At 62.6% G+C, this 22,165-nt stretch carries 18 protein-coding genes; 12 read left to right on the top strand and 6 right to left on the bottom strand.

Annotation, left to right across the window (positions count from 1 at the left end; all coding sequences use genetic code 11):
• Nucleotides 1-7: 7 nt before the first annotated feature.
• The 6 genes from ACJO3T_RS15485 (at nt 8) to ACJO3T_RS15510 (ending at nt 8,352) form a co-directional block, all read left to right on the top strand.
• Complete coding sequence (locus ACJO3T_RS15485) at nt 8-1,009, top strand: ornithine carbamoyltransferase (RefSeq protein ID WP_406979048.1); 1,002 nt, start codon at nt 8-10, stop codon at nt 1,007-1,009.
• A gap of 15 nt (nt 1,010-1,024) precedes the next feature.
• The gene (arcC, locus tag ACJO3T_RS15490; protein WP_406965543.1) at nt 1,025-1,930 is read left to right on the top strand and encodes a carbamate kinase; all 906 of its coding nucleotides are present in this window, start codon (nt 1,025-1,027) and stop codon (nt 1,928-1,930) included.
• Between the two features lie 19 nt (nt 1,931-1,949).
• Complete coding sequence (locus tag ACJO3T_RS15495; protein WP_406979049.1) at nt 1,950-4,634, top strand: cation-translocating P-type ATPase; 2,685 nt, start codon at nt 1,950-1,952, stop codon at nt 4,632-4,634.
• Nucleotides 4,635-5,158: 524 nt separating this feature from the next.
• The gene (locus ACJO3T_RS15500; protein WP_406965540.1) at nt 5,159-6,049 is read left to right on the top strand and encodes a chemotaxis protein; all 891 of its coding nucleotides are present in this window, start codon (nt 5,159-5,161) and stop codon (nt 6,047-6,049) included.
• A gap of 226 nt (nt 6,050-6,275) precedes the next feature.
• Complete coding sequence (locus ACJO3T_RS15505) at nt 6,276-6,575, top strand: Rdx family protein (protein ID WP_406965539.1); 300 nt, start codon at nt 6,276-6,278, stop codon at nt 6,573-6,575.
• Nucleotides 6,576-6,714: 139 nt separating this feature from the next.
• On the top strand, nt 6,715-8,352 hold the full coding sequence (locus ACJO3T_RS15510) for a methyl-accepting chemotaxis protein (RefSeq protein WP_406965538.1): 1,638 nt from the start codon (nt 6,715-6,717) through the stop codon (nt 8,350-8,352).
• A gap of 42 nt (nt 8,353-8,394) precedes the next feature.
• On the opposite strand, the gene ACJO3T_RS15515 is transcribed toward ACJO3T_RS15510, so the two are convergent.
• Nucleotides 8,395-8,796: a PilZ domain-containing protein gene (locus tag ACJO3T_RS15515; protein WP_406979051.1), complete on the bottom strand. Its 402-nt coding sequence runs from the start codon at nt 8,794-8,796 to the stop codon at nt 8,395-8,397.
• 281 nt (nt 8,797-9,077) lie between these two features.
• Between ACJO3T_RS15515 and ACJO3T_RS15520 the strand changes: the two genes are divergently transcribed.
• Both ACJO3T_RS15520 and ACJO3T_RS15525 read left to right on the top strand, forming a co-directional pair.
• Entirely contained in the window at nt 9,078-10,094 is a 1,017-nt protein-coding gene (locus tag ACJO3T_RS15520) for a LacI family DNA-binding transcriptional regulator (protein WP_406965534.1), read from the top strand.
• Between the two features lies 1 nt (nt 10,095).
• Nucleotides 10,096-11,532, top strand: a complete 1,437-nt coding sequence (locus tag ACJO3T_RS15525) for a DHA2 family efflux MFS transporter permease subunit (protein WP_406979052.1) — start codon at nt 10,096-10,098, stop codon at nt 11,530-11,532.
• A 26-nt stretch (nt 11,533-11,558) separates the two neighbouring features.
• On the opposite strand, the gene ACJO3T_RS15530 is transcribed toward ACJO3T_RS15525, so the two are convergent.
• Genes ACJO3T_RS15530 through ACJO3T_RS15550 form a run of 5 tightly spaced genes read right to left on the bottom strand, consistent with a single transcriptional unit; the run spans nt 11,559 to nt 16,872 of the window.
• Nucleotides 11,559-13,052 (bottom strand): ABC transporter substrate-binding protein, encoded by a 1,494-nt coding sequence (locus tag ACJO3T_RS15530; RefSeq protein ID WP_406965532.1) that lies wholly within the window; start codon nt 13,050-13,052, stop codon nt 11,559-11,561.
• The gene (locus tag ACJO3T_RS15535; RefSeq protein ID WP_406979054.1) at nt 13,043-14,092 is read right to left on the bottom strand and encodes an ABC transporter ATP-binding protein; all 1,050 of its coding nucleotides are present in this window, start codon (nt 14,090-14,092) and stop codon (nt 13,043-13,045) included. Before ACJO3T_RS15535 ends, ACJO3T_RS15530 begins: the two co-directional genes overlap by 10 nt.
• The gene (locus ACJO3T_RS15540) at nt 14,089-15,072 is read right to left on the bottom strand and encodes an ABC transporter ATP-binding protein (protein ID WP_406965529.1); all 984 of its coding nucleotides are present in this window, start codon (nt 15,070-15,072) and stop codon (nt 14,089-14,091) included. The genes ACJO3T_RS15535 and ACJO3T_RS15540 overlap by 4 nt, the downstream gene beginning before the upstream one ends.
• The gene (locus ACJO3T_RS15545; RefSeq protein WP_406965528.1) at nt 15,069-15,926 is read right to left on the bottom strand and encodes an ABC transporter permease; all 858 of its coding nucleotides are present in this window, start codon (nt 15,924-15,926) and stop codon (nt 15,069-15,071) included. The genes ACJO3T_RS15540 and ACJO3T_RS15545 overlap by 4 nt, the downstream gene beginning before the upstream one ends.
• Nucleotides 15,910-16,872: an ABC transporter permease gene (locus ACJO3T_RS15550; RefSeq protein ID WP_406979056.1), complete on the bottom strand. Its 963-nt coding sequence runs from the start codon at nt 16,870-16,872 to the stop codon at nt 15,910-15,912. Before ACJO3T_RS15550 ends, ACJO3T_RS15545 begins: the two co-directional genes overlap by 17 nt.
• A gap of 350 nt (nt 16,873-17,222) precedes the next feature.
• On the opposite strand from ACJO3T_RS15550, the gene ACJO3T_RS15555 reads away from it, so the two are divergent.
• The 4 genes from ACJO3T_RS15555 to ACJO3T_RS15570 all read left to right on the top strand — a co-directional run bounded on the left by ACJO3T_RS15555 (nt 17,223) and on the right by ACJO3T_RS15570 (nt 22,148).
• Nucleotides 17,223-18,776, top strand: a complete 1,554-nt coding sequence (locus ACJO3T_RS15555; protein ID WP_406979058.1) for a long-chain-fatty-acid--CoA ligase — start codon at nt 17,223-17,225, stop codon at nt 18,774-18,776.
• A 265-nt stretch (nt 18,777-19,041) separates the two neighbouring features.
• Nucleotides 19,042-20,124, top strand: a complete 1,083-nt coding sequence (locus ACJO3T_RS15560; RefSeq protein ID WP_406979059.1) for a TRAP transporter substrate-binding protein — start codon at nt 19,042-19,044, stop codon at nt 20,122-20,124.
• Nucleotides 20,125-20,301: 177 nt separating this feature from the next.
• Nucleotides 20,302-20,850 (top strand): TRAP transporter small permease subunit, encoded by a 549-nt coding sequence (locus ACJO3T_RS15565; RefSeq protein WP_406965523.1) that lies wholly within the window; start codon nt 20,302-20,304, stop codon nt 20,848-20,850.
• Nucleotides 20,847-22,148: a TRAP transporter large permease gene (locus ACJO3T_RS15570; RefSeq protein WP_406965522.1), complete on the top strand. Its 1,302-nt coding sequence runs from the start codon at nt 20,847-20,849 to the stop codon at nt 22,146-22,148. The genes ACJO3T_RS15565 and ACJO3T_RS15570 overlap by 4 nt, the downstream gene beginning before the upstream one ends.
• Nucleotides 22,149-22,165: the final 17 nt, after the last annotated feature.

Here is a 22,165-nt window from a genome sequence, read left to right on the forward strand (position 1 = left end):
CAGAACCATGGCTTTCAATCTCAAGAACCGGCATTTCCTGACCCTGAGGGATTTCACTCCCCGGGAGATCAGCTTTCTACTCAAGCTGTCCGCCGACCTGAAAACCGCCAAGTACGCCGGCACCGAAGTACCACAATTGCAGGGCAAGGACATCGCACTGATCTTCGAAAAGAACTCCACCCGAACCCGGGTAGGTTTTGAAGTGGCTGCGTTTGACCAGGGAGCCCGGGTCACCTATCTGGGCCCGACGGGCACACACATCGGTCACAAGGAATCGGTAAAGGACACCGCCCGGGTTCTGGGCCGTGTTTACGATGCCATCGAATACCGGGGATTTGGCCAGGCGGTCGTCGAGGAACTTGCGCAGTACGCCGGCGTGCCCATTTACAACGGGCTGACCAATGAATTTCACCCTACCCAGATACTGGCGGACTTCCTGACCATGCAGGAAAACGTGGAAAAACCCCTGCGGGACGTGGCATTTGTGTTCATCGGGGACGCCGCCAATAACATGGGTGACAGCCTGCTGATCGGCGGCGCCAAGATGGGCATGGACGTGCGCCTGTGCGCCCCCAAGGCCTGTTGGCCAAGCGAGGCCATCCAGAAGGAAGCCCGGGCCATCGCCAATGACACCGGCGCGCGGATCATGATCACGGAGGACATCGATACCGCCGTGGCGGGTGTGGATTTTGTCTACACTGATGTTTGGGTATCCATGGGCGAACCCAAGGAGAAGTGGGCGGAGCGGATCAAGCTATTGCAGCCCTATCAGGTCAATGCCGCCCTGATGGAGAAAACCGGCAACCCCCGGGCTAGGTTCATGCATTGCCTGCCAGCCTTCCACAATACCGAAACCACCGTGGGCAGGGAGATTCAGGCAGAGTTCGGTATTGATGCCATGGAAGTCACCGAAGAGGTCTTTGAAAGCCCCGCCTCCATTGTGTTTGATCAGGCGGAAAACCGGATGCACACCATCAAGGCGGTGCTCGTTGCCACTCTGGGAACCTGATACAGGGAGTTCAATATGCTTGTGGTCGCAGCCCTCGGAGGCAATGCCCTGTTGCGGCGCGGTGAACCGCTGACCGCCGGGGCCCAACGCGCCAACGTCAAGATTGCCGCGGAATCACTGGCAGGCATCGTTCGTGCTGGCCATCAACTGGTGATCACCCACGGCAACGGCCCACAGGTAGGTCTGTTGGCGCTGCAGGGCGCCGCCTACAAGCCGGACGAAACCTATCCGCTGGACGTACTGGGTGCCGAAACGGAAGGCATGATCGGCTATATCATCGAACAGGAACTGGAAAACGCCCTGGGCCATGACCGCCCTGTGGCAACCCTGCTAACCCAGGTGCTGGTGGACAAGGACGATCCTGCTTTCAAAAATCCCACAAAGTTTGTCGGGCCGGTTTACGACAGGGAAGAGGCCGAGGCCATGGCCGAAGCCGCCGGCTGGCATATAGCCCCGGATGGCGACAAGTGGCGGCGGGTAGTGCCCTCACCCAGGCCCCTGAAAATTCCGGACATGCGGGTGCTCCAGCTGCTGCTGGATCAGGGCGTGGTGGTGATCTGCGCCGGAGGCGGCGGCATACCCGTTCTTCGCCGGGACGACGGCAGCACCATCGGCGTTGAAGCCGTAATCGACAAGGATGCGGCCAGCGCGCTGCTGGCCCGACAGCTGGGAGCAGACGCCCTGTTGCTGCTCACCGACGTGGAGGCCATCTACCGTGATTTCGGCACGGACGCCGCCGCCCCCATTCGCCAACTGACCATTGCCGAAGCGGACACCCTGAACCTGCCGGCAGGCTCCATGGGGCCCAAGCTCGCCGCTGCTGCGGATTTTGCCGAAAGCGGCGGTATCAGTGGCATTGGCCGACTGGAGGATGCGGTGGCAATCCTTGAACGGCGTGCAGGCACCTGCATTGTCAGCTAAACCATTGCCCGCGGAATCCATGGAACAGCATTGGTATACCCTGGACACCTGCCACGCCAGGGCACAGCTGGAAGCAACGGCTCCCCTGAGCGCAGAGGAAGCGGCCTCGCGGCTCGCCGCCCATGGCCCCAATCGCCTGCCGGAAGAGCGATCCAGCGGTGCTCTGGCAAGGCTCGGTCGCCAGCTCCGCAATTTCCTGATTTATGTTCTCCTGGCCGCCGCCGCCATCACCGGTGCGCTGGGCCATTGGGTGGACGCCGGCGTGATCCTCGCAGTGGTGGTCATCCAGACACTGGTGGGCTTTATACAGGAGGGCAAGGCCGAACAGTCGTTGTCTGCCATCCGGCACATGCTGGCACCCAAGGCCCGCGTGGTCCGTGAGGATGGCCAGTATCAGATTGATGCCGCTGACCTGGTGCCCGGGGATACCATCCTGCTGGAACCCGGAGACCGTGTACCGGCGGATATCCGCCTGGAGAAGTGCCACAACCTGAAGATCGAAGAAGCCATTCTGACGGGTGAATCCGAGGCGGTGGAGAAATCCCCGGAACCGGTTGAAAAAGACGCTGCATTGGGTGACCGGAAAGGCATGGCGTTTTCCGGCACCATGGTATCCACGGGAACCGGTCGTGGCCTGGTGGTTCACACCGGAGCGGCGACAGAGATCGGCCGTATCTCCGGCCTGCTGGCCCGGACCACCGCCCTGAAAACGCCGCTGCTGGAACAGATGGACCGTTTCGCCCGGGTGCTTTCAATCATCGTGATCGTTGCCGGAGCGGCCATCTTCGCTGGTGGCCTGGTGTTCAGCGGCCTGCCCTTCCGGGACCTGTTCATGGCCGTGGTTGGCCTGACGGTGGCGGCGATTCCCGAAGGGCTGCCCGCGATACTGACCATTACACTGGCCATCGGCGTGCGCCAGATGGCACGGCGCCAGGCCGTTGTCCGGCGGATGCCCGTTATCGAGTCTCTGGGGGCGGTCTCCGTTATCTGCTCCGACAAGACCGGCACCCTCACCCGTAATGAAATGATGGTGACCACCGCCGTGCAGGGCCATCGACGGCTGGATGTGACCGGCGAGGGCTATGAGCTGGAGGGCATGGTGCGCCAGGATAACCAGCCGGCCGAGGTTACCGGGGCGCTGGAGGATCTGGCCCGCGCCGCCGCCCTATGCAACGACGCCCATCTTGATTTTCGCGAAGGCTCACCACACATCCAGGGAGACCCGATGGAAGCCGCCCTGAAGGTGTTTGCCCACAAGGCGGCGTTCGATATCGAAGCCAGTGCCAGCGCCTGGCCCCGCGAGGATGAGATCCCCTTCGACACCCAGACCCGATTTATGGCCACACTGAACCATGATCACCATGGCCATAGTGTGGTGTACCTCAAGGGCGCCCCTGAGCGCATCCTGGACATGTGCAAAGCAGAGTGTGCGGCGGATGGCACTACCGCCGTACTGGACCGAGACCGGTGGGATCAGGTGATTGCTGACCTGGCATCCGAGGGCCTGAGGGTACTTGCCCTGGCCCGCAAATCAGTACCCCGTGGCACCACGGACCTGGCGGTGGAAGACCTGGATGCAGGCGTGGAACTGTTGGGTCTGGTGGGGTTGCTGGACCCACCCCGCCAGGAAGCCATCCGGGCCATTTCGGACTGCCATGATGCGGGTATCCGCGTGAAAATGATCACCGGCGACCATGCCCTGACCGCAGGTGCCATTGCCCGCAAGCTGGGGCTGCGGAACAGCGAGCGGGTGTTAACCGGGAAGGAACTGGATGGCCTGAGCGCCGAAGAGTTGCAACAACTGGCGACCGACGTGGACGTGTTCGCCCGCACCAGCCCGGAACACAAGCTGCGACTGGTGGAGGCCCTGCAGGCGCAACACGGGGTTGTTGCCATGACCGGCGACGGTGTCAACGACGCGCCAGCGCTGAAGCGTGCCGACGTTGGCATCGCTATGGGCGTCAAGGGATCTGAAGCCGCACGGGAGGCATCATCGGTAGTGTTACTGGACGATAATTTTGCCAGCATCGCTGCTGCCGTTCGCGAGGGACGCACCGTCTACACCAACCTCAAAAAGGGCATCGCGTTCATGTTGCCTATTAACGGCGGCGAGTCCATCAGCCTTATTACCGCTTTGCTGCTGGGGCTGACACTGCCCATTTCGGCGCTGCAGATTCTCTGGGTCAACATGGTCAGTTCCGTTGTGCTGGCCATGACCCTGGCCTTCGAACCGCCGGAACCGGATGTCATGAAGCAGCCGCCCCGGCCCAGGGAGCAATCCCTGTTGCAGGGATTCCTGGTCTGGCGGGTGTTTTTTGTATCGCTCCTCTTCCTGGTGGGTATCTTCGCAGCCTGGTTCTGGGCCATGCACCTGCATGGTGACCAGAGCGTGGCGCGCACTCTGGCCGTCAACACCCTGGTGGCCATGGAAGTGTTCTACCTGTTTGCCGTGCGCTACCTGGATACACCGTCCATCACCCTTCGCGGTGTACTGGGAACACCGGTGGTACTAGGGGCAGTGGCGGCCATTGTGGCCCTGCAACTGCTGTTTACCTACCTGCCATGGTTCCATGACACCTTTGAATCCAGCCCGCTGTCCCTGGAAATGCTGGTCTTCGCCGGTCTTGCCGGGGTGGTCGTGCTGGTGATCCTGGAGATCGAAACCCGGATTCGCAGGGGCTGGGCCCGAAGCCGCCTGGGCTAGTGTCCCGTCCGGGTAATTCGTTAATCTACTGCGTGTCGCTGGCGTCTCTGGCCGAGGCGCCAGTCCGCAGGTGTGGTGGTTCCACATCAAGGGCTGGCAACACAGGTCCAGAGGCGCCAACGACGCGCCCTTCGGGAGCCCCTGAAAGCCTTGAGAGCTGTGTTGCGGCGTCTCGATTTGGAACCACCAAATCTTCGCCACCGCGCCTTACTCTCAAGGCTTTCAGGGGCTCAGTAGATCAACGAATTACCCGGACGGGACACTAGCACGGGCACTCACACCAGACCAACAGATGCGGGGTTTGCGTTTGAATTACACCCGTTCGGTAGCAGCGAGTCAGTGCACAGCACATGAAAGAGAAGACAATATTTTGCCCCAGTTCCCTAAAGCTTTCCCGCCACAGATCGATAACCGGGAGTACAAACGGAAACAATCGCAGCCTGCCGTTTCTTGACCCGGTGGGCTACCATCTAGTGCACTAGCGATAGCTTCCAACGTTTAACTTTCAAGCCCCCGGAACCTCCATGAGCGAAGGTAACGCCGTCCCCCAGAAACTGCTGCTGTTCCGCCTGGCCGGTAACCGGCTGTCGGCCCTGGGTACCCTGAAGATCCGCGAGATCATGACCCTGCAGCGCCTGACCCAGATCCCCCAGAGTCACCCGGCGGTGATCGGCACCATGAACTTCCGCGGCTCTGCGGTGCCGGTGATCGATATGGCCTCCGCCGTGGGCTATCCACCCCTGGACAGGGAGGAGCGCAAGAACGCGTCGATCATCGTGACCGATATCCAGCGCCAGGAAATCGGCTTCCTGGTGCGGGCCGTCGACCGCATTGTGGAGGCCAACTGGAAGCAGGTTCAGGCGCCCCCGAAAGCCCTGGGGGACCAGGCGTTTGTCACCGGGCTGCTGCAGATCGATAACGACCTGGTGCAACTGATGGACGTGGAACTGCTGCTGGCCCGAGTCTACCCCGCATCCCTGCACAGCCCCCCGGCGCAGCTCACGGACGTTGAACGGGAAACCCTGCGGGAACAGCGCATCCTGCTGGTGGACGACTCCCAGGTGGCCCGCCGCCAGCTTGCCGATGCCCTGGACCGGGAAAACATTCCCTACGAGGTCACCGGCAACGGCCAGACCGCCCTGGACACCCTGATCCAGGGCAACCGGGACCAGAACCCGGTCACCATCCTGGTCAGCGATATCGAGATGCCGGGCATGGACGGTTACGAACTCACCTTCCACCTGCGGGACGACCGGTCCATGCAGCAGCCCTACGTGATCCTGCACACCTCCCTGAACAGTGAGATGAGCGTCAGCTACGCGAAACAGGTGGGTGCCAACGAGGCGCTGACCAAGTTCGACGCTGAGGAACTGCTACAGGCCATGTTGCGGGGTACCCACACCGACGCCGTGTGACGGTTTCCTGAACGTTTTCTGACAGCCCGCTCAGACACCAGATCTGTAACCGTGGTTGTGTGCAATGGAGCCCGGTTTCCATGTCCTCCGGGAGCACACGACCATGCCCTGCCGCATCGCCCTTCGCGCCCCGGTTGCCGGCTTTTGTCCCCTGGCAGCGGAAGGATATACTCCCCTCTCCTTACCGATCATTACACGATCCGATCCAGCCAACCCGGGGGACACCATGGCAGATACCCGCACCCACAAAATCGACATCCATTACTGCACCGGCTGCCGCTGGCTGCTGCGCTCGGCGTGGATGGCCCAGGAACTGCTCACCACCTTCGAGGACGAGATTGGCGAACTGGCGCTACACCCGGGCACCGGAGGTATCTTCGAGGTCCATGTCGACGGGCAGCGGATCTGGTCCCGCAAGGAGATGGGTGGGTTTCCGGAAATCACCCAGCTCAAGCAACTGGTGCGGGATACGGTGTCTCCCGACCGATCGCTGGGACACAGTGATCGCAAGCCGGGGAACGAGTGAGATTATCATTTGTTACAACTGCCAATATTCATACACATGCCGTGACAACTTAACGCACAAAATTAGTTTTATATCCAACACTCTTGTCTATACTCCGTCATAAAACAACAAGAACATTCCCCATTATCGGAGTATTTATATGGCTATCGGCAAGTTGCTGGGATTCAGGACCAAGGTCGGCCTTCCCTTTGTTATCACTGCATTGGCAGTTATCGTCCTGGGCGTTCTCAGTGTGATCACCGCCCGCAATCTGGTCTCGGGCACGGACTTTCTCGCGGACAACCTGCTACCCGCCTCCAGCGAGATCCTCAACGGTGATCGGGATCTCTATCAGGCGCTTGTGGCCCAGAATGGCTACATCCGCGCCCGTGAAAGTAACCAGGGCGCTGAAGACCTTCTGGCAGCGTTCCACGAGAACGCGGACCAGGCCCGGGACCGTATCCATGACGCCCAGGGGAAGCTGGAAGGCACCGGCTTCGAAGCGGAAATGGAAGGTTTCGATGTCGCCTACGAACAATGGCGAAGCTCCGCGGAGCAAGCCCTGGGCCGGGCCGAGATCGGCGATACCTACGGCGGCCGTGAGCTTATCCAGAACGAAACCAATGAACTGTTCGAAACCCTGCGCGGTTATTTCGACCGGACCGGGCAGTTCGCGGACAAGCTGGCGTCCGAGCAGGCGGCCAGTGCTTCCAGCGAGGGGGCCCAGGCCATCACCATTACCGTCGTGGTGACCCTGGCGTCCCTGGTGATTGCCCTGCTGGTGTTCGTGTCCGCCCTGCGGATGATCATCTCCTCCATCCGGACCCTGCGGGACCAGTTGGACAACATCGCCCAGGGCGAGGGTGACCTGACCCAGCGGGTGCCGGTGGAGAACAACGACGACCTGGGCCAGTTGGCACAGTCCTTCAACGCGGTACTGGGCAACCTGCAGGGTATGATCCGAACCATCCAGGAACTGTCCGAGCAGCTTGCCGAAGGGGCCCGGGATCTGGAGCGCTCCGCTTCCGAAAACCGTGACGGCGTGGCCCGACAGACTGAGTCCATCACCATGGTGGCCACCGCCATCAATGAGATGCAAAGCGCCATCGAGGAGGTGGCCGGCAACGCCTCACGGGCTGCGGAAGTCACCCGCAATGCCCAGGGCAATGCCAACAAGGGCGCAGAAATCGTGCAGGAATCCGCCAACCAGGTGCGGCGCCTGGCCCAGCAGATCACCAAGGCGGTGGAGGTGATCCGCAAGCTGTCCTCGGATTCCGACAACATCACCTCGGTACTGGACGTGATCCGGGGTATTGCCGAGCAGACCAACCTGCTGGCCCTCAATGCCGCCATCGAGGCTGCCCGGGCCGGCGAGCAGGGCCGGGGCTTTGCGGTGGTGGCGGATGAGGTGCGTACCCTGGCCCAGCGTACGCAACAGTCCACCGAGAACATCCAGGAGATGATCACCGCCCTGCAGTCCGGGGTATCCGACATTGTTTCGGTGATGGAGACCGGCAGCGAGCAGGCCAGTGCCACGGAGACCCTGGCCTCCGATGCGGAAACCGAGCTGTCCTCCATACTCAACGCCATGAACGACATCACCGATGTGAATTCCAGCGTGGCCTCCGCCACCGAGGAACAGACCCAGGTGATTGACGAGATCAACCGGAGTATTACCCAGATCAACGATCTGGCCGGCGAGAGCGATCAGCGTTCCGCCGACCTCAACACCATCAGCGAGTCCATGGCCGGTTACGCCAGCAGCCTTAAGGAGCAGGCCGGTCGTTTCAAGGTGTGATCAGGTAACGGGCCGGAGTGTCGACTTGTCCGGTAAGGGGCCTCAGGCCTCTTTGCCGGACCGGTGTCTGAAGATGCGGGAGCTGAGTTCCTTGTAGCGTTTCACGATACCTTCGATACGCTCGAGGCTGGCCAGGGTGGCCGCCGGGTTGTCGTCGGCGAAGTGGACACCGTAGATGCGCCGGTCCGACACCTTGCGGATATTGGAGATGGACGCGCTGGCCTTCTCCACCACGAAATCGCCGGTTTCGGTGCTGAGCCGCAGACTCATCTGGAAGCTGTCGTCCTGCTCCAGGGGAACATCGCCGGTAAAAGCCAGGCCCCGGTTACTGAAATCCAGTACCCTGACATTCAGCCAGTCCCTGCCAAGGAATCCACGCTTGATGCCAACCCTGGCGGTCACCCTGATGGAGGGCAACCTCTGACGACTCCGGCGCTCTTGCATACCTACTCCCCTGCATGGCATTTGTCGTTGTTGTGGGACTTTTTGTCCGGGAGTCTCAATTTATCAGAGACAGGAGTCGATGGAATCCGCCGATTACGGATACAGGTCACGATTCGGAAAACTCGTCCTCCCTCCCCTCGTTATCATGAAAAATATTTCGGTTTGCAACAGGCGACAAGGCAAAAATGAAACGTTACAATCCCCCTGTTACGAATTCATTCGCTTCCTCACAAACTGACGGCGCCCGCCCGTCGTCGCACTGACGAACTCGCCGAGGTTCCATGGCCAGAAGCACCATCAAGGACGTCGCCCGGGAAGCCGGGGTATCCGTAGGCAGCGTCTCCCGCGTGCTGAACGGCCTGCCCGTAAGCCCCCGGCTGCGCCAGAAGGTGGAAGAGGCCAGGACCCGCCTCCGGTACGAACCCAATAGCCTCGCCCGCAGCATGCGCACCAACTCCACCGGGGCAGTGGGGTTCTTCGTGCCGGATGTAGCCAACCCCCTGTACGGCGCCATTATCAACAGCCTTGACCAGCGCCTGCAGGCCCGGGGCCTGATGTTGCTGCTGGCCAGCGCCAGGGGACGGAAAGCGAAGGACGTACTGGCGGAGTTCCGCCGGCGCCGGGTGGACGGTCTCATCTTCGTGCCCGACAGTGAGGATGATCCGGAACTGATCAGCGCCCTGGAGGATTTCAGCGCCCCCACGGTGATCCAGAGCGTGGAGTTTCCCAGCCGTTTCTACGGGGTGCGCGTAGGCTACCGAGCCGGTACCCGGCAGGCGGTAGACTACCTGCTGGGGCTGGGCCACCGCCGCATTGCCCTGCTTAAACCACTGTCCCATCTATGGCCGGGCCGTGAGCGGGAGGCCGGTTACCGGGAGGCCTTCGGGCAACGGGGGCTGACCGTCGATGATGACCTGATCCGACCGCTGGCCGTGGGCCTGAATCCGATGCCCGACCTGGAAGCCATGCTGCAGGGGCCGGACCGGGCCACCGCCCTGATCCTGCCCGGCAGCCGGATCCTCGCGCTGACATTGCAGATGGCCCGCCAGCTGGGCTTGAGCATACCGGAGGACCTGTCCATCATCAGTGTTGGCGACAACGACTGGGTGTCCACCTACTCACCGGCCATCACTACCCTGCGCTGGCCGGTGGAAACCCTGGTGGACACCATGGTGGAGCTGCTGATCAAGCAGATGGACGGTAGCAGCCTGCGCCCGGTCCAGGTCACCGTCCCCACCGAACTGGTATTGCGGGACTCCTGCGGTCCGGTGCCACCTTCGGACCGGGAGGTGGGCTGATATGGCTGCTTCCATGGACCAGCTCCAGGAACGCTACGGTGACCGTTACAAGTGGTGGGTCATGATGACGGTGATGATCGGCACCATGACCATGTCGCTGTCGTCCACCATCGTCAATGTCGCCCTGCCGGACATCATGCACACCTTCGAGGTCAGCCATACCATGGGGCAGTGGCTGGTGACCGCCTTCCTGGCCAGTATGGCCATCGGCATGCTGCTGAACGTGTGGATGGTGGACAGGTTCGGCCCCCGTACCACCTACATGGGGTCATTGCTGATCTTCGTGATCGCCGCCCTGGCCGGTGGCTTTGCGGTCAACTTCGGCATGCTGATTGTGGTGCGCATCATCCAGGGCCTGATCGCCGGCATGGTCCAGCCCCTGGCGATGCTGATGCTGTACGCCGTGTTTCCGGTCAACCAGCGCGGCCAGGCCATGGGCCTGTATGCCATGGGCGTGGTGCTGGGCCCGACCGTGGGTCCCGTGGTGGGTGGCGTGCTGGTGGACTGGTGGTCCTGGCGGGCGGTGTTCCTGGTGGTACTGCCCTTCTGCCTGGCGGCCTTCCATATGGGCAGCACCTTCCTGTCCCGGCCGGCGTCCGCCCCCCATGTGCACCGACGCCTGGACAGCCCCGGCATCCTGCTGTTGTGCGGCTGGATGGTGGCCCTGCTGTGGGGGCTCTCGGAAGGCCCCCACCTGGGCTGGACCAGCAGCCCCGTACTCATCGGCCTGCTGATGGCAGTGACCCTGTTCATCGCCTTTGCCCTGCGCCAGCTCAAAAGCCGGTCGCCGCTGCTGGCCCTGGGGATCTTCCGCTATCCGGGGTTCGGGCCGGCCTTTATCGTGGCCATGCTCACTGGTGCGGGGCTGTTCGGCTCGGTGTACCTGTTACCCATGCTGGTGCAGACCGCCATGGGCGAATCCGCCTCCGCCGCGGGCATGCTGCTGATGCCCGCAGGCCTGGCCATGGCCCTGTCGTTCCCGGTGATCGGCCGGCTCACCGACCGGGTGTTGCCCAAGATCCTGGTGGCCGGCGGGCTGATTGTGTTCGCCGTTTCCTGCATCGTGCTCGCGGAAGTCGACACCGGCACCTCGCTGACCCTGGTGGCACTGATGGCCGCCCTGGGCCGGGTGGGCCTGGCCATGACCATGCCCCCGGTGGTCATCGGCGCCGTCAGCATTGTGCCCCAGGAGATGGTCAACCAGGCCACCGGGCTGGTCAGTTTCGCCCGCCAGTTCGGTGGCTCCCTGGGAGTCAGCCTGTCCGCCATCCTGCTGCAGGAGCAAACCCTCTGGACCTCCAGCCTGGGCATTCCACTGGCTTTCCCCGGCTATCAGGATGCCTTCGCACTGATGGCCCTGCTCTACCTGCTGGGGCTCTATCCCATGGCCCGCATGAGAACACCGCCGCAGGAGCGGCAGGAAGCCACCGCAGCCTGATCCCGACGGACGCCCTGCCCTGGAGCTTATTCGATACGGATATCCCGGAGCTGAACCAGGTTGTTCCGCAGCGGCGCCACATCCTTCACCTTTGGTGATGCCAGCACATAGTAGGTGGACTGCACGGGCATCATGAAGATGGCATCCTCCGCAAACTTCCGGGAAATCTCGCAGTAGAGCTGCCTGCGCTTATCCATGTCGGTCTCGGCCCGGGCTTCCTCCAACAGGGGTTTGTAGGCCTCCACGTCATGGCGTGTGACGGTGCTGGTCAGGTAGCTGGTGAGATTCAGGTCCGGGTCGCCACCGAAATCCACGAATCTCCAGATGTTCATCTGGTAGTTACCGAACAGCCCGGCACGGATGTTCTGGCCCTGATCCAGCAACTCCAGGTTGGTATCGAAACCGGCCTCCTTGAAGAAATGCTGGAAGATACCCCCCAACCGGCGCCCCGCCGGGGTGTTGGCGCTGATGTGTTCGAACTGGATCGGGCCTTTCTCCTCCAGCACCTTGCTGACCTGTTCCGGGTTATAGGACGGCCAGTCCAGGTCCTCGCAGTGCCAGGGGGAGTCCGCATTGAACAACCCCGAGGTGGGCACCGTGGTGCCCTGGTAGAACACCTTGATCAGCGCCTCCGGGTTGACTGCCTGGATCACCGCACGACGCACTTCCGGATCCTTGAACGGCGCCTTGCGGTTATGGAAGTTCCAGGACAGGGCCCCGGAACTTTCATGGCCATGCACCACAAGGCTGTCGTCATCACGGGCTGCCACCACCTGCGCCGGGGTGGGTACCGGCGTGACATCCACCTCCCCGGCCCTCAGGCTCTGGTTGCGGGTATCGTTGTCCGGCAGAACCCGGAAAACCACCTGGTCGAGGTGTGGCAGGTCGCTGTCCCAGTAGTCTTCGTTACGGGTAACCACCAGCCGTTCCCCGGAGCGCCATTCCTCGAACTCGAACGGGCCGGTACCCACCGGATGTCGGTGGAAGCCGTCCGGATCTTCCTTCACCGCCGTGGGTGAGCCGATAAAGTTGAACATATGGTCGATGGCCAGGGCGGATTTCAGGGCCACCCAGGGCTGGTTGAGCACGAAACGCACGGTGTACTCATCCACTTTCTCCACATAGTCGATGGGCTCGATCATCGCCGTGTTGATACCGCTGCCCGGCGAGGTAATCCAGTCGTAGTGGGCCACCACCGCATCCGCGTTGAACGGCGTGCCGTCATGGAAGGTCACCCCCTCGCGAAGGGTCACGGTAGCGCTCATGCGGTCCTCCGCCTCGGTCAGCTCCAGCCCCAGCCGGGGCACGATGTTGCCCTCCCGGTCATAGGCGAACAGGCCTTCCATCACCGCCAGGGCCACATTGGACGTGGTCTGGTTGAACAGTCGGGCCTTGGTGGCGTTGAAACCGATGGGATCGCTCTCCAGCCCCATGGTCAGGGTGCCGGCCGCCTGGGCCTGGCCCCAGAGCCCGCACAACGCCATGGCCAGGACACCCCCGGTGAAGACTTTCATGGACATAACTGATTCTCCCTGTTGTTCCTGTGATCGTTGGAGCCCTGACCGCCAGCGGTATCCCTGGTTGCCCTGCCATCCTCACCGTTCACCGGGAAATGGCAGGCCACCCCCCGCCCCTGGCCGGCATCGGTCAGTTCCGGCGGCTGCTCATGGCAGATGGCCTGGGCCTGGGGGCAACGGGGCGCAAACCGGCAACCGGTGGGCACCGCCAGGTGGGAGGCGGACTCCGCTTCCACCAGGGCGATGCGCCCGGGGCGGCGGGACGGATCGGGAACCGGCACGGCGCTGAGCAGGCTGCGGGTATAGGGGTGGGCCGGACGCTCCAGCACCTCACGGGCGGGACCGGATTCGCAGATCCGCCCCAGGTACATCACCGCCACCCGGTCCGCTACGTTGCGGACCACCGCCAGGTCGTGGGAAATAAACAGCATGCTCAGGCCCAGCTTGCGCTGCAGGTCGTTGAGCAGGTTCAGCACCTGGGCCCGCACCGACACGTCCAGCGCCGACACGGGTTCGTCGCACACCAGCAGTTTCGGCTCCAGCACCAGCGCCCGGGCAATGGATAACCGCTGGCACTGGCCGCCGGAGAATTCATGGGGATAGCGGTCCAGCACCGCCGGGTCCATGCCGGTCAGTTCCAGGATGTTTTCGATGCGGCGACGCCTCTCGTCGGCATCCTTCATCCCGGCAATCTTCAGGGGCGCCTCCAGGATCGCGCGGACCCGGCGGCGGGGATTGAGGGACGAGATCGGGTCCTGGAAGATCATCTGGAACCGGTGGCGCAGGGCCTTGAGTTGGGACCGGCCCAGGTCGGCCAGGTCCACGCCCTCCAGCTCGATGGTGCCTTCGGTGGTGGGGTTCAATTGCATCACCGCCCGGGCGATGGTGCTCTTGCCACAGCCGGATTCCCCCACCAGCGCCAGGGTCTCGCCGTCGTTCACCCGCAGGCTGACATCGTCCACCGCCCGCAGGGTGCGACGGCCGGACAGGCGATAGTCGACACACAAGTGACGCACATCCAGCACCGGCGATGACACGGTCATGGGGCCTCCAACGGGTTGTGGCAGCGGAAGAAGCCCTCCCGGGAACCGGTGAGCGGCGGTGTTTCGCTGAGGCATTCGCTACGGCGTCGGCTGCAACGGCCGGCAAACGGGCAGCCGGCCTGCCCCGACATCCGTGCGGTAGGCCGACCGGGAATGCTGGTAAGGGTGCTGTGGGGCTCGTCCTCCATGCGGGGAATGGAGTCCATCAGCGCCTGGGTATAGGGCATACGCGGATGCCGGAACAGCGACCCGGTGTCAGCCATCTCCACCAGCTGGCCGGCGTACATCACCGCGACATCGTCGCAGTAGCCGGCGGCCACGCCCAGATCGTGCGTAATCAGCAGCATGGCCATCTGGCGCTGGGCCTGCAGTTCCTTCAGCAGGTCGAGGATTTCCGCCTGCACGGTGACATCCAGGGCAGTGGTGGGCTCGTCAGCGATCAGCAGGTCCGGCTCGCAGGCGATGGCCATGGCGATCACCACCCGCTGGCGCATACCGCCGGAGAGCTCATGGGGATACTGGTTCATACGGCTGGCGGGTGACGGTATGCCCACCTGTTTCAGCAGATCCAGGGCCCGCTGCTTCGCCTCCCGGCGGCCGATGCCCAGGTGAAGGCTCATGCCCTCCATCAACTGGGCGCCCAGGGTCCGCACCGGATTGAGGGCGGTCATGGGGTCCTGGAAGATCATGGCAATGCGGCGGCCGCGGATCTGCTGCATGCCCTTGCGGCCCAGCCCCAGCAGGTCCTCGCCATGGAAACGTACGTGGCCGTCCGGCGACCATTGCGCCGACGGCGGCAGCAGCCGCAGGATCGCCCGGGACAGTACCGACTTGCCGGAGCCGGATTCCCCCACCAGCCCCAGGGTGCGCCCCCGGTGCAGATCCAGGCAGATATCGTCCAGGGCCAGGACCTCTCCCGCCGGTGTGGGAAAGGCCAGGCTCAGGTGTTCAATGGCCAGCAATGGTACGGCGGCATTCATGACAACCCTCCTTCCCGGGCTTCCGCCCGGCGGCGCAGGCGATCCCCGAGGACATTCAGGCTGAGTACGGTGAAAAACATGGCAGCCGCGGGAATCAGGCTGATATAGGGCGCCCGCTCCAGGGCACTGCGCCCTTCCGAAATCATGCCGCCCCAACTGGGCGCGGGCGGCGGCACGCCGACACCGAGGAAACTCAGGGCTCCCTCGATGACGATCATTACCGAGACAATGGTCAGGGTGTAGGTGACCAGGGTCATCACCATGTTGGGCAGCACTTCCCGCAGCAGGATCCAGGTATCACCGGCACCGGCGGTTTTTGCCGCCAGCACGAACTCCCGCTGGATCAGCGACAGTGCCCGCGCCCGGCTGATACGGGCAAACGACGGAATCGTGAGCACGCCGAGGGCCAGGGAGACACTGCCCACCGACGCTCCCAGAATGGCGGTCACCGCCATGGCCAGCACCAGCCCCGGGAATGCCAGGATGGCGTCCAGGGCCACCAGGATGGAGGTACGGGCAATGCCCCCGTACCAGGCGGACAGCAGGCCCAGAAGAGTACCGAAGAACAGCCCCACCAGCGGCGCCAGGAACCCCACCACCAGGGAGACCCGGGCGCCATGGGCCACCCGGCTGAAGATATCGCGGCCATCCTGATCTGTGCCCAGCCAGTGGTCCGCCGACGGCAGGGTCTCCACCGCCATGAAGTCCATGTCGGTGGGGGTGGGTACCGGTAGCCAGTCCACGGTCAGGGCCGCGGTGAACACCAGCACCAGCCAGCCGGCGGGCAGTGCCAGGCGCCAGTCCAGACGCGGAAGGGCCGGGACCCTGGCGGCTGTTTCACTGAGTGCTGTCATGACTGAGCCTCGGATCGAGCAGGTTGTAGGCCAGGTCCACCAGCAGGTTGACCAGTACGAAGGCCACGGCGATGACCAGAACCACGCCTTGCACGGTAAAAAAGTCCCGGCGGATCACTCCCTCCACAAGAAATCGACCAACGCCGGGCAAGGCAAACAGGCTCTCCACAATCACCGCCCCTCCGATGAGGTTGCCAATATTGATCCCCATCAGGGTGATGAGGGTGAACGAGGACGGCCGCAGGGCATGGCGCAGCATGATCTGCCGGTCACTGAGCCCCTTGGCCCGGGCCACCACGATGTAATCCTCCCGCAGGGTGCTGGCCACATCGGAGCGCAGCAGCCGCAGGTAGACAGGCGCCTCCACCATGGCCAGGGTCAGGGCGGGCAGGAACAGGGACATCAGGTTACCCCGGGGGGATTCCATAAAGGGCACGTAGCCGGTGGCCGGCAGCCAGTCCAGCCAGATGCTCAGGAACAGGATCAGCAGGATGCCCCACACGAAATGCGGCATGGCCAGGGAACCCAGGGCTCCGCCGGAGATGACCCGGTCCAGCGTGCTGCCCTCCCGGTAGCCGGCCAGGATGCCCAGTGGCAGTGCGATGGCCAGGGACAGCAACTGGGCATAGAGCAACAGTTGCAGCGTTACCGGTAACCGTTCGGCGATGGCCGCACTGATCGGTTCCCCGCTGACTGGCGATTCTCCCAGGTCTCCCAGCAGGGCGCTGCCCGCCCAGCCCAGGAATCGTTCCACCAGGGGCTTGTCGAGCCCCAGATCCCGTTCAATGGCGGCCACTTCCGCCTCGGAGGCGTTTTCATGGAGGAAGGAATCAGCCAGGTTGCCGGGCAGCAGTTCCAGCATCAGGAAGGTGGCGACACTGACGATCACCAGCACCGCCAGCAGGTGCGTGAGCCGGCGGACAAAACGCCTGGCGATCGGTGGCATGACCGGCACACCGTGCCCGGCTGCGGCCTGGGGAGGAAGAGCAGACGCCGTCTTGCCCTGCATAGGGTTTCCCTTTGCGGCCGGTTACCGACCGCTTATTGTTGTTGTCCCGGAAGTCTCGCGGCTGACAGGGTCAGCCATATTGAAACGATTCACTTTAAGGTCGACAAAAAACGTCGATAACACAAAAAAGAATTAGCACAAGGGTTACGCCGGCGCAAAATTTTATTGTAAGGTTTCAAAACAGACCGCATAAATGACCAGGGACAATCCGGTAAACTCTTGACGATTCGGGGACCGCCTGACGGCTCCCCACAAAGACAGCCTTATCAACCAGGGAAAAAACAACAATGATCCTGACCGATCTGCCAGAACAGAGCCTCGAACGCTTTGGCGAGTACCCCATGCTCTACGCCGGGCAACGGGAAATCACCAATCTCGAACTCCAGGACAGCGCCAATCGTCTGGCCAATGGCCTCCGGGACCTGGGCGTGGCGCCCGGTGACCGGGTAGTGGTGTGCATGCCCAACTGTCCCGAGGTGTTCATCGCCTACCAGGGCGTCATGCGGGCGGAAGCCATCGTGCTGCCGGTGATGTTCGTACTCCACCCCCGTGAGATCGGATTCATCCTGCAGGCCTCCGGGGCCAGCGCCATCATCACCAGCGAGGCCCTGGTTCCGGTCATGGAGCAGGCCACCTCCGGCATGGAAACACCACCCAAACTGGTGGTGGCGGGCATCGCCCAGAACCAGCCCAGTGCCAACGCCGGCATTCCCTGCCAGAGCCTGTGCTCGCTGATGGCTGCGGCGGATCCCGATATCCGCAAACCGAAGATCAGGCAGGACGATATTGCCGTGATCCTGTACACCTCCGGCACCACCGGCCAGCCCAAGGGGGTGATGCTGACCCACCGCAACCTCTACAGCAACGCCGCAGCGGCGGTGCGCCTGGCAGAGGAAGCCGGTGACCAGCCTGGCACCACCATCGGCGTATTGCCGCTGGCCCATATCTACGGTTTCACCATGGCCAACACCCTGTTCCTGCGTGGCGGCAGCATGGTGATCCTGCCCAAGTTCGACGTGCGCGAGGTGTGCGAAGCGGTGCAGAAATACCGGGTCGAGCGCTTCAGCGCCGTGCCGGCCATGATCTACGCCCTCACCACCGCACCGGAGGTGGACGAGTACGACATGTCCTCACTGGAGTCCCTGGGGTCCGGCTCGGCCCCCCTGCCGGTATCGCTGATCGAAGCCTTCCGCAAACGCTTCAACGCCGAGATCTACGAAGGCTATGGTCTGTCCGAGGCCGCTCCGGCGGTGTCAGTACATCGTCGTGGCGAGACCATCAAGCCGGGCTCCGTGGGCCGGGCCATGCCCGGGGTGGAACTGCGCATCGCCGACGAATCCGGCAACCCGCTGCCAACCGGGGAAGTGGGCGAACTGCTGGTCCGGGGCGAGAACGTCACCCCCGGCTACTACAACAACCAGGAAGCCACCGACGCCGCCATCCACGACGGCTGGCTGCATACCGGTGATGTGGCGAAAATGGACGAGGACGGTTACCTCTACATCGTCGACCGCAAGAAGGACCTGATCCTCCGGGGCGGCTTCAACATCTACCCCCGCGACCTGGAAGAGCTGATCTCCCGGCACCCGGCGGTGGCCGAGGTGGCGGTTGTGGGTGTGCCGTCCGAACGCATGGGCGAGGAAGTGATCGCCGTGGTGGTGCGCAATACCGACTCGGACATCAGTGAGGAAGAGCTGCTGGCGTTCTGCCAGGAGCGCCTCGCCAAATACAAGACCCCGCGCCGGGTGATCTTCATGGACGCCATGCCCCGCAACGGCGTCGGCAAGATCCTCAAGAAGTCCCTGCGGGAGCAGGTTGCCGAAGCCGTGGAGATCGAGTAATTCTCCAGGATGCCCCTGCCGCCAGGCTGGCAGGGGCACTGCCCAACCATCGACAACAGCCCCCTCAAGCGCCGAACCTCATAAAGGGGTGACGGTCGCCGCTCCCGACACGTCTACGACGATAGTCTAGGTAGCATCCTGAATTAGTTCACCGGTCCTCCGATCCGTGCTAGGTTTACCGGGTAAGCTTGCCAGCTCTCGGGACACTGCGCCCGGGGCGACAATCATGACATCGTAAACAACAACAAACAGAGGAACGCGCACCATGAAACGTCGTTCATTCTTCAGGCGCGCCGCGACCGCGGCAGCCCTCTCCGCGCTGATTGCATCCCCCCTGGCCTATGCCCAGGAGACATTCACCCTCCGCCTGGCGGAAACCTGGGGCCCCAACTTCCCGATCTTCGGTGAAGCCACCAAGAACATGGCCAAGATGGCCGAGGAAATGTCCGACGGCCGCCTGCGCATCCGCATCGACTCCGCCAACAAGCACAAGGCTCCGTTCGGTGTGTTTGATATGGTCAAGGCCGGCCAGTACGACATGGGCCACTCCGCTTCCTATTACTGGAAGGGCAAGGTCCCCAACACCCTGTTCTTCACCAGCATGCCCTTCGGCATGACCGCCCAGGAACAGTACGCCTGGTTCTACTACGGCGACGGCATGGATCTGATGCAGGAGGTCTACGAGCCTCACAACATGCTGTCCTTCCCCGGCGGCAACACCGGCATCCAGATGGGCGGCTGGTTCCGCGAAGAGATCAACTCACTGGAGGACCTGGAAGGCCTGAAGATGCGGATTCCGGGCTTTGCGGGCGAGGTATTCGCGGAAGTGGGTGTGAACCCGACCAACATCCCCCCGGGCGAGCTCTACACCTCCCTGGAGCGTGGCACCATCGACGCGGTGGAGTGGGTTGGCCCGGCCCTGGACCTGCGCCTGGGCTTCCAGCAGATTGCCGACTACTACTACACCGGCTGGCATGAGCCCGCCACCGAGTTGCAGTTCCTGGTCAACCAGGACACCTGGGACGAACTGCCGGCGGACCTGCAACAGATCCTGCGGATCTCCATGCGCACCGCCGCCTACGACATGATGATCCAGTCTGTCCACGAGAACGCCAAGGCCTGGGCCTCCATCAAGGAAGAGCACCCCAACATCCAGGTCAAGAACTTCCCGGACGATGTCTTCAAGGCCATGGTGGACGCCAACGAGAAACTGCTGGCGGAAGCCGCCGAGGGCGACGAGCTGGCCGCGCGCATTATCGAATCCCAGGAGAAGTACCTGGAAGATGCCCGTGCCTATATCGACATCGCCGATCGGGCCTACCTCAACAACATGGCCGAGGTGGAGTAAATCACGGCCATGCAGTCACCAGCGCCGGAGCCCCAGGGCTTCGGCGCTGTTTTTTGCAGGGCATGTTTGTGAAAAAGACACCGCTTTCGATTACACTACCGGCGCTTTTTTCACAGGCCTGCCCCATACGTCAAGGCCCGACCGGGCGGGATTGTTTCCGTAGTACGAGGACTCATCATGGGATGGCTCAGATTCATCGATAACGGGCTGGGACGCATTTGCTATCTGTGTGGCTGGATTGCCAGCGTGGCTTTTATCCTGCTGACGCTGAACGTGTTCTACGACGTAGTGGCACGTTATGTGTTCAACGACGTTTCCATTGGTATGCAGGAGATGGAATGGCACCTGTATTCGGTGGTGTTCCTGATGGGCATACCCTATGCCCTGCGCACGGACGGCCATGTCCGGGTTGACGTGTTCTATGCGAAGTGGAGTGAGACCTTCAAGGCCTGGGTCAACCTGGTGGGGGCACTGGTGCTGGTCATCCCCTTCGCCTTCTTCATCGCCTGGCTGGGGATCGATTTCGCCGTCGAATCCTACAACCTGGGCGAAAGCAGCGGCGACCCCGGTGGCCTGCCCTACCGCTGGATCATCAAGAGCCTGATTTCCTTCTCCTCCTTCTTTACAGCCATTGCCGGTATCAACATGGTGACCTACGCAATCCGTGTCCTGAAACGGGACGCCCACTACGAGAACGTTGAGCACAGTGCGGGGGGCCTCGCATGATCGGTATTGTGATGTTCGGGGTCTGTCTGCTGATGCTGTTGTGGGGCTTCCCCGTGGCCTTCACCTTCGGCGGCGTGGCGCTGATATTCGGGCTGATCGCCGAAGGCCCGCAACTGTTCGCCTTCATGCCGTTCCGCATCATGAGCATCATGGAGAACACCACGCTCATGGCGGTGCCATTGTTCATCTTCATGGGGCTGGTGCTACAGCGCACCAAGCTGGCGGAACAACTGCTGGAGTCCATGGGCAAGCTGTTTGGTGGCGTCCGTGGCGGCCTGGCGATTTCCACCATACTGGTGGGCGCCCTGCTGGCAGCTTCCACCGGCGTGGTGGGGGCGAGCGTGGTGGCCATGGGCCTGATCTCCCTGCCGGTCATGCTGCACCACGGCTACAGGACCGAACTGGCCACTGGCACCATCTGTGCTTCCGGCACCCTCGGTCAGATCATCCCGCCTTCCATCATCCTGATCATCCTGGGTGACGTGATTGGTCTGCCGGTGGGCGATCTGTTCAAGGCGGCAGTGGTCCCTGGCCTGATACTGATCGGCCTGTATGTGGCCTACATCCTGATCATGGCCTTCCTCAAGCCGGAGATCGCCCCGGCCATGCCGAGAGACGACAGTCAGTCCCGCGCCCAGGAAATACGCCGGGCGCTACTGGCCATCATTCCTCCCCTGACCCTGATCGTGGTGGTGTTGGGCTCCATCTTCACCGGCATTGCCACCCCGACAGAATCGTCCGCCCTCGGTGGCGTGGGCTCGGTGGTACTGGCGCTGATCTACCGCCAGTTCTCGTGGCAGGTGATCTGGGATTCCGCGAGGGATACCGTCAAGGTGACCGCCATGGTATTCGCTATCCTGGTGGGCGCCACCGCTTTCTCCATGGTGTTCAGCTACACCGGCGGCGACTACCTGCTGGAGGAATGGATGCTGGCACTGCCCGGCGAGAAGTGGGGCTTCCTGATCCTGTCGATGCTGATCATCCTGTTCCTGGGCTTCTTCATCGACTTCGTGGAGATCTCCTTCATCGTGGTGCCGATCCTGGCGCCGATTGCCGAACTGCTGGGCATCAACATGCTGTGGTTCGCGATCCTGATCGCCATGAACCTGCAGACCAGCTTCCTGACCCCACCCTTCGGGTTCAGTCTGTTCTACCTCAAGGGGGTTGCGCCACCGGGTGTGCAGACCACCCAGATCTACCGGGGGGTGATTCCGTTCATCCTGATCCAGATCGCGGTAGTAATTACCCTGCTGGTGATGCCGGAATGGTTCGGACTGTCCGCCACCTCCGGTTACTGATCCCTGCCATTGCCATG

Origin of the sequence: Marinobacter shunpengi (genome assembly GCF_045449715.1) — a bacterium.
Taxonomy (GTDB): domain Bacteria; phylum Pseudomonadota; class Gammaproteobacteria; order Pseudomonadales; family Oleiphilaceae; genus Marinobacter.

Bases quoted from the DNA above. Each gene is read 5' to 3' on its own strand.
- ACJO3T_RS15485 (WP_406979048.1), top strand. From the start codon at position 8: ATGGCTTTCAATCTCAAGAACCGGCATTTCCTGACCCTGAGGGATTTC.
- arcC (WP_406965543.1), top strand. From the start codon at position 1,025: ATGCTTGTGGTCGCAGCCCTCGGAGGCAATGCCCTGTTGCGGCGCGGT.
- ACJO3T_RS15495 (WP_406979049.1), top strand. From the start codon at position 1,950: ATGGAACAGCATTGGTATACCCTGGACACCTGCCACGCCAGGGCACAG.
- ACJO3T_RS15500 (WP_406965540.1), top strand. From the start codon at position 5,159: ATGAGCGAAGGTAACGCCGTCCCCCAGAAACTGCTGCTGTTCCGCCTG.
- ACJO3T_RS15505 (WP_406965539.1), top strand. From the start codon at position 6,276: ATGGCAGATACCCGCACCCACAAAATCGACATCCATTACTGCACCGGC.
- ACJO3T_RS15510 (WP_406965538.1), top strand. From the start codon at position 6,715: ATGGCTATCGGCAAGTTGCTGGGATTCAGGACCAAGGTCGGCCTTCCC.
- ACJO3T_RS15515 (WP_406979051.1), bottom strand. From the start codon at position 8,796: ATGCAAGAGCGCCGGAGTCGTCAGAGGTTGCCCTCCATCAGGGTGACC.
- ACJO3T_RS15520 (WP_406965534.1), top strand. From the start codon at position 9,078: ATGGCCAGAAGCACCATCAAGGACGTCGCCCGGGAAGCCGGGGTATCC.
- ACJO3T_RS15525 (WP_406979052.1), top strand. From the start codon at position 10,096: ATGGCTGCTTCCATGGACCAGCTCCAGGAACGCTACGGTGACCGTTAC.
- ACJO3T_RS15530 (WP_406965532.1), bottom strand. From the start codon at position 13,052: ATGTCCATGAAAGTCTTCACCGGGGGTGTCCTGGCCATGGCGTTGTGC.
- ACJO3T_RS15535 (WP_406979054.1), bottom strand. From the start codon at position 14,092: ATGACCGTGTCATCGCCGGTGCTGGATGTGCGTCACTTGTGTGTCGAC.
- ACJO3T_RS15540 (WP_406965529.1), bottom strand. From the start codon at position 15,072: ATGAATGCCGCCGTACCATTGCTGGCCATTGAACACCTGAGCCTGGCC.
- ACJO3T_RS15545 (WP_406965528.1), bottom strand. From the start codon at position 15,926: ATGACAGCACTCAGTGAAACAGCCGCCAGGGTCCCGGCCCTTCCGCGT.
- ACJO3T_RS15550 (WP_406979056.1), bottom strand. From the start codon at position 16,872: ATGCCACCGATCGCCAGGCGTTTTGTCCGCCGGCTCACGCACCTGCTG.
- ACJO3T_RS15555 (WP_406979058.1), top strand. From the start codon at position 17,223: ATGATCCTGACCGATCTGCCAGAACAGAGCCTCGAACGCTTTGGCGAG.
- ACJO3T_RS15560 (WP_406979059.1), top strand. From the start codon at position 19,042: ATGAAACGTCGTTCATTCTTCAGGCGCGCCGCGACCGCGGCAGCCCTC.
- ACJO3T_RS15565 (WP_406965523.1), top strand. From the start codon at position 20,302: ATGGGATGGCTCAGATTCATCGATAACGGGCTGGGACGCATTTGCTAT.
- ACJO3T_RS15570 (WP_406965522.1), top strand. From the start codon at position 20,847: ATGATCGGTATTGTGATGTTCGGGGTCTGTCTGCTGATGCTGTTGTGG.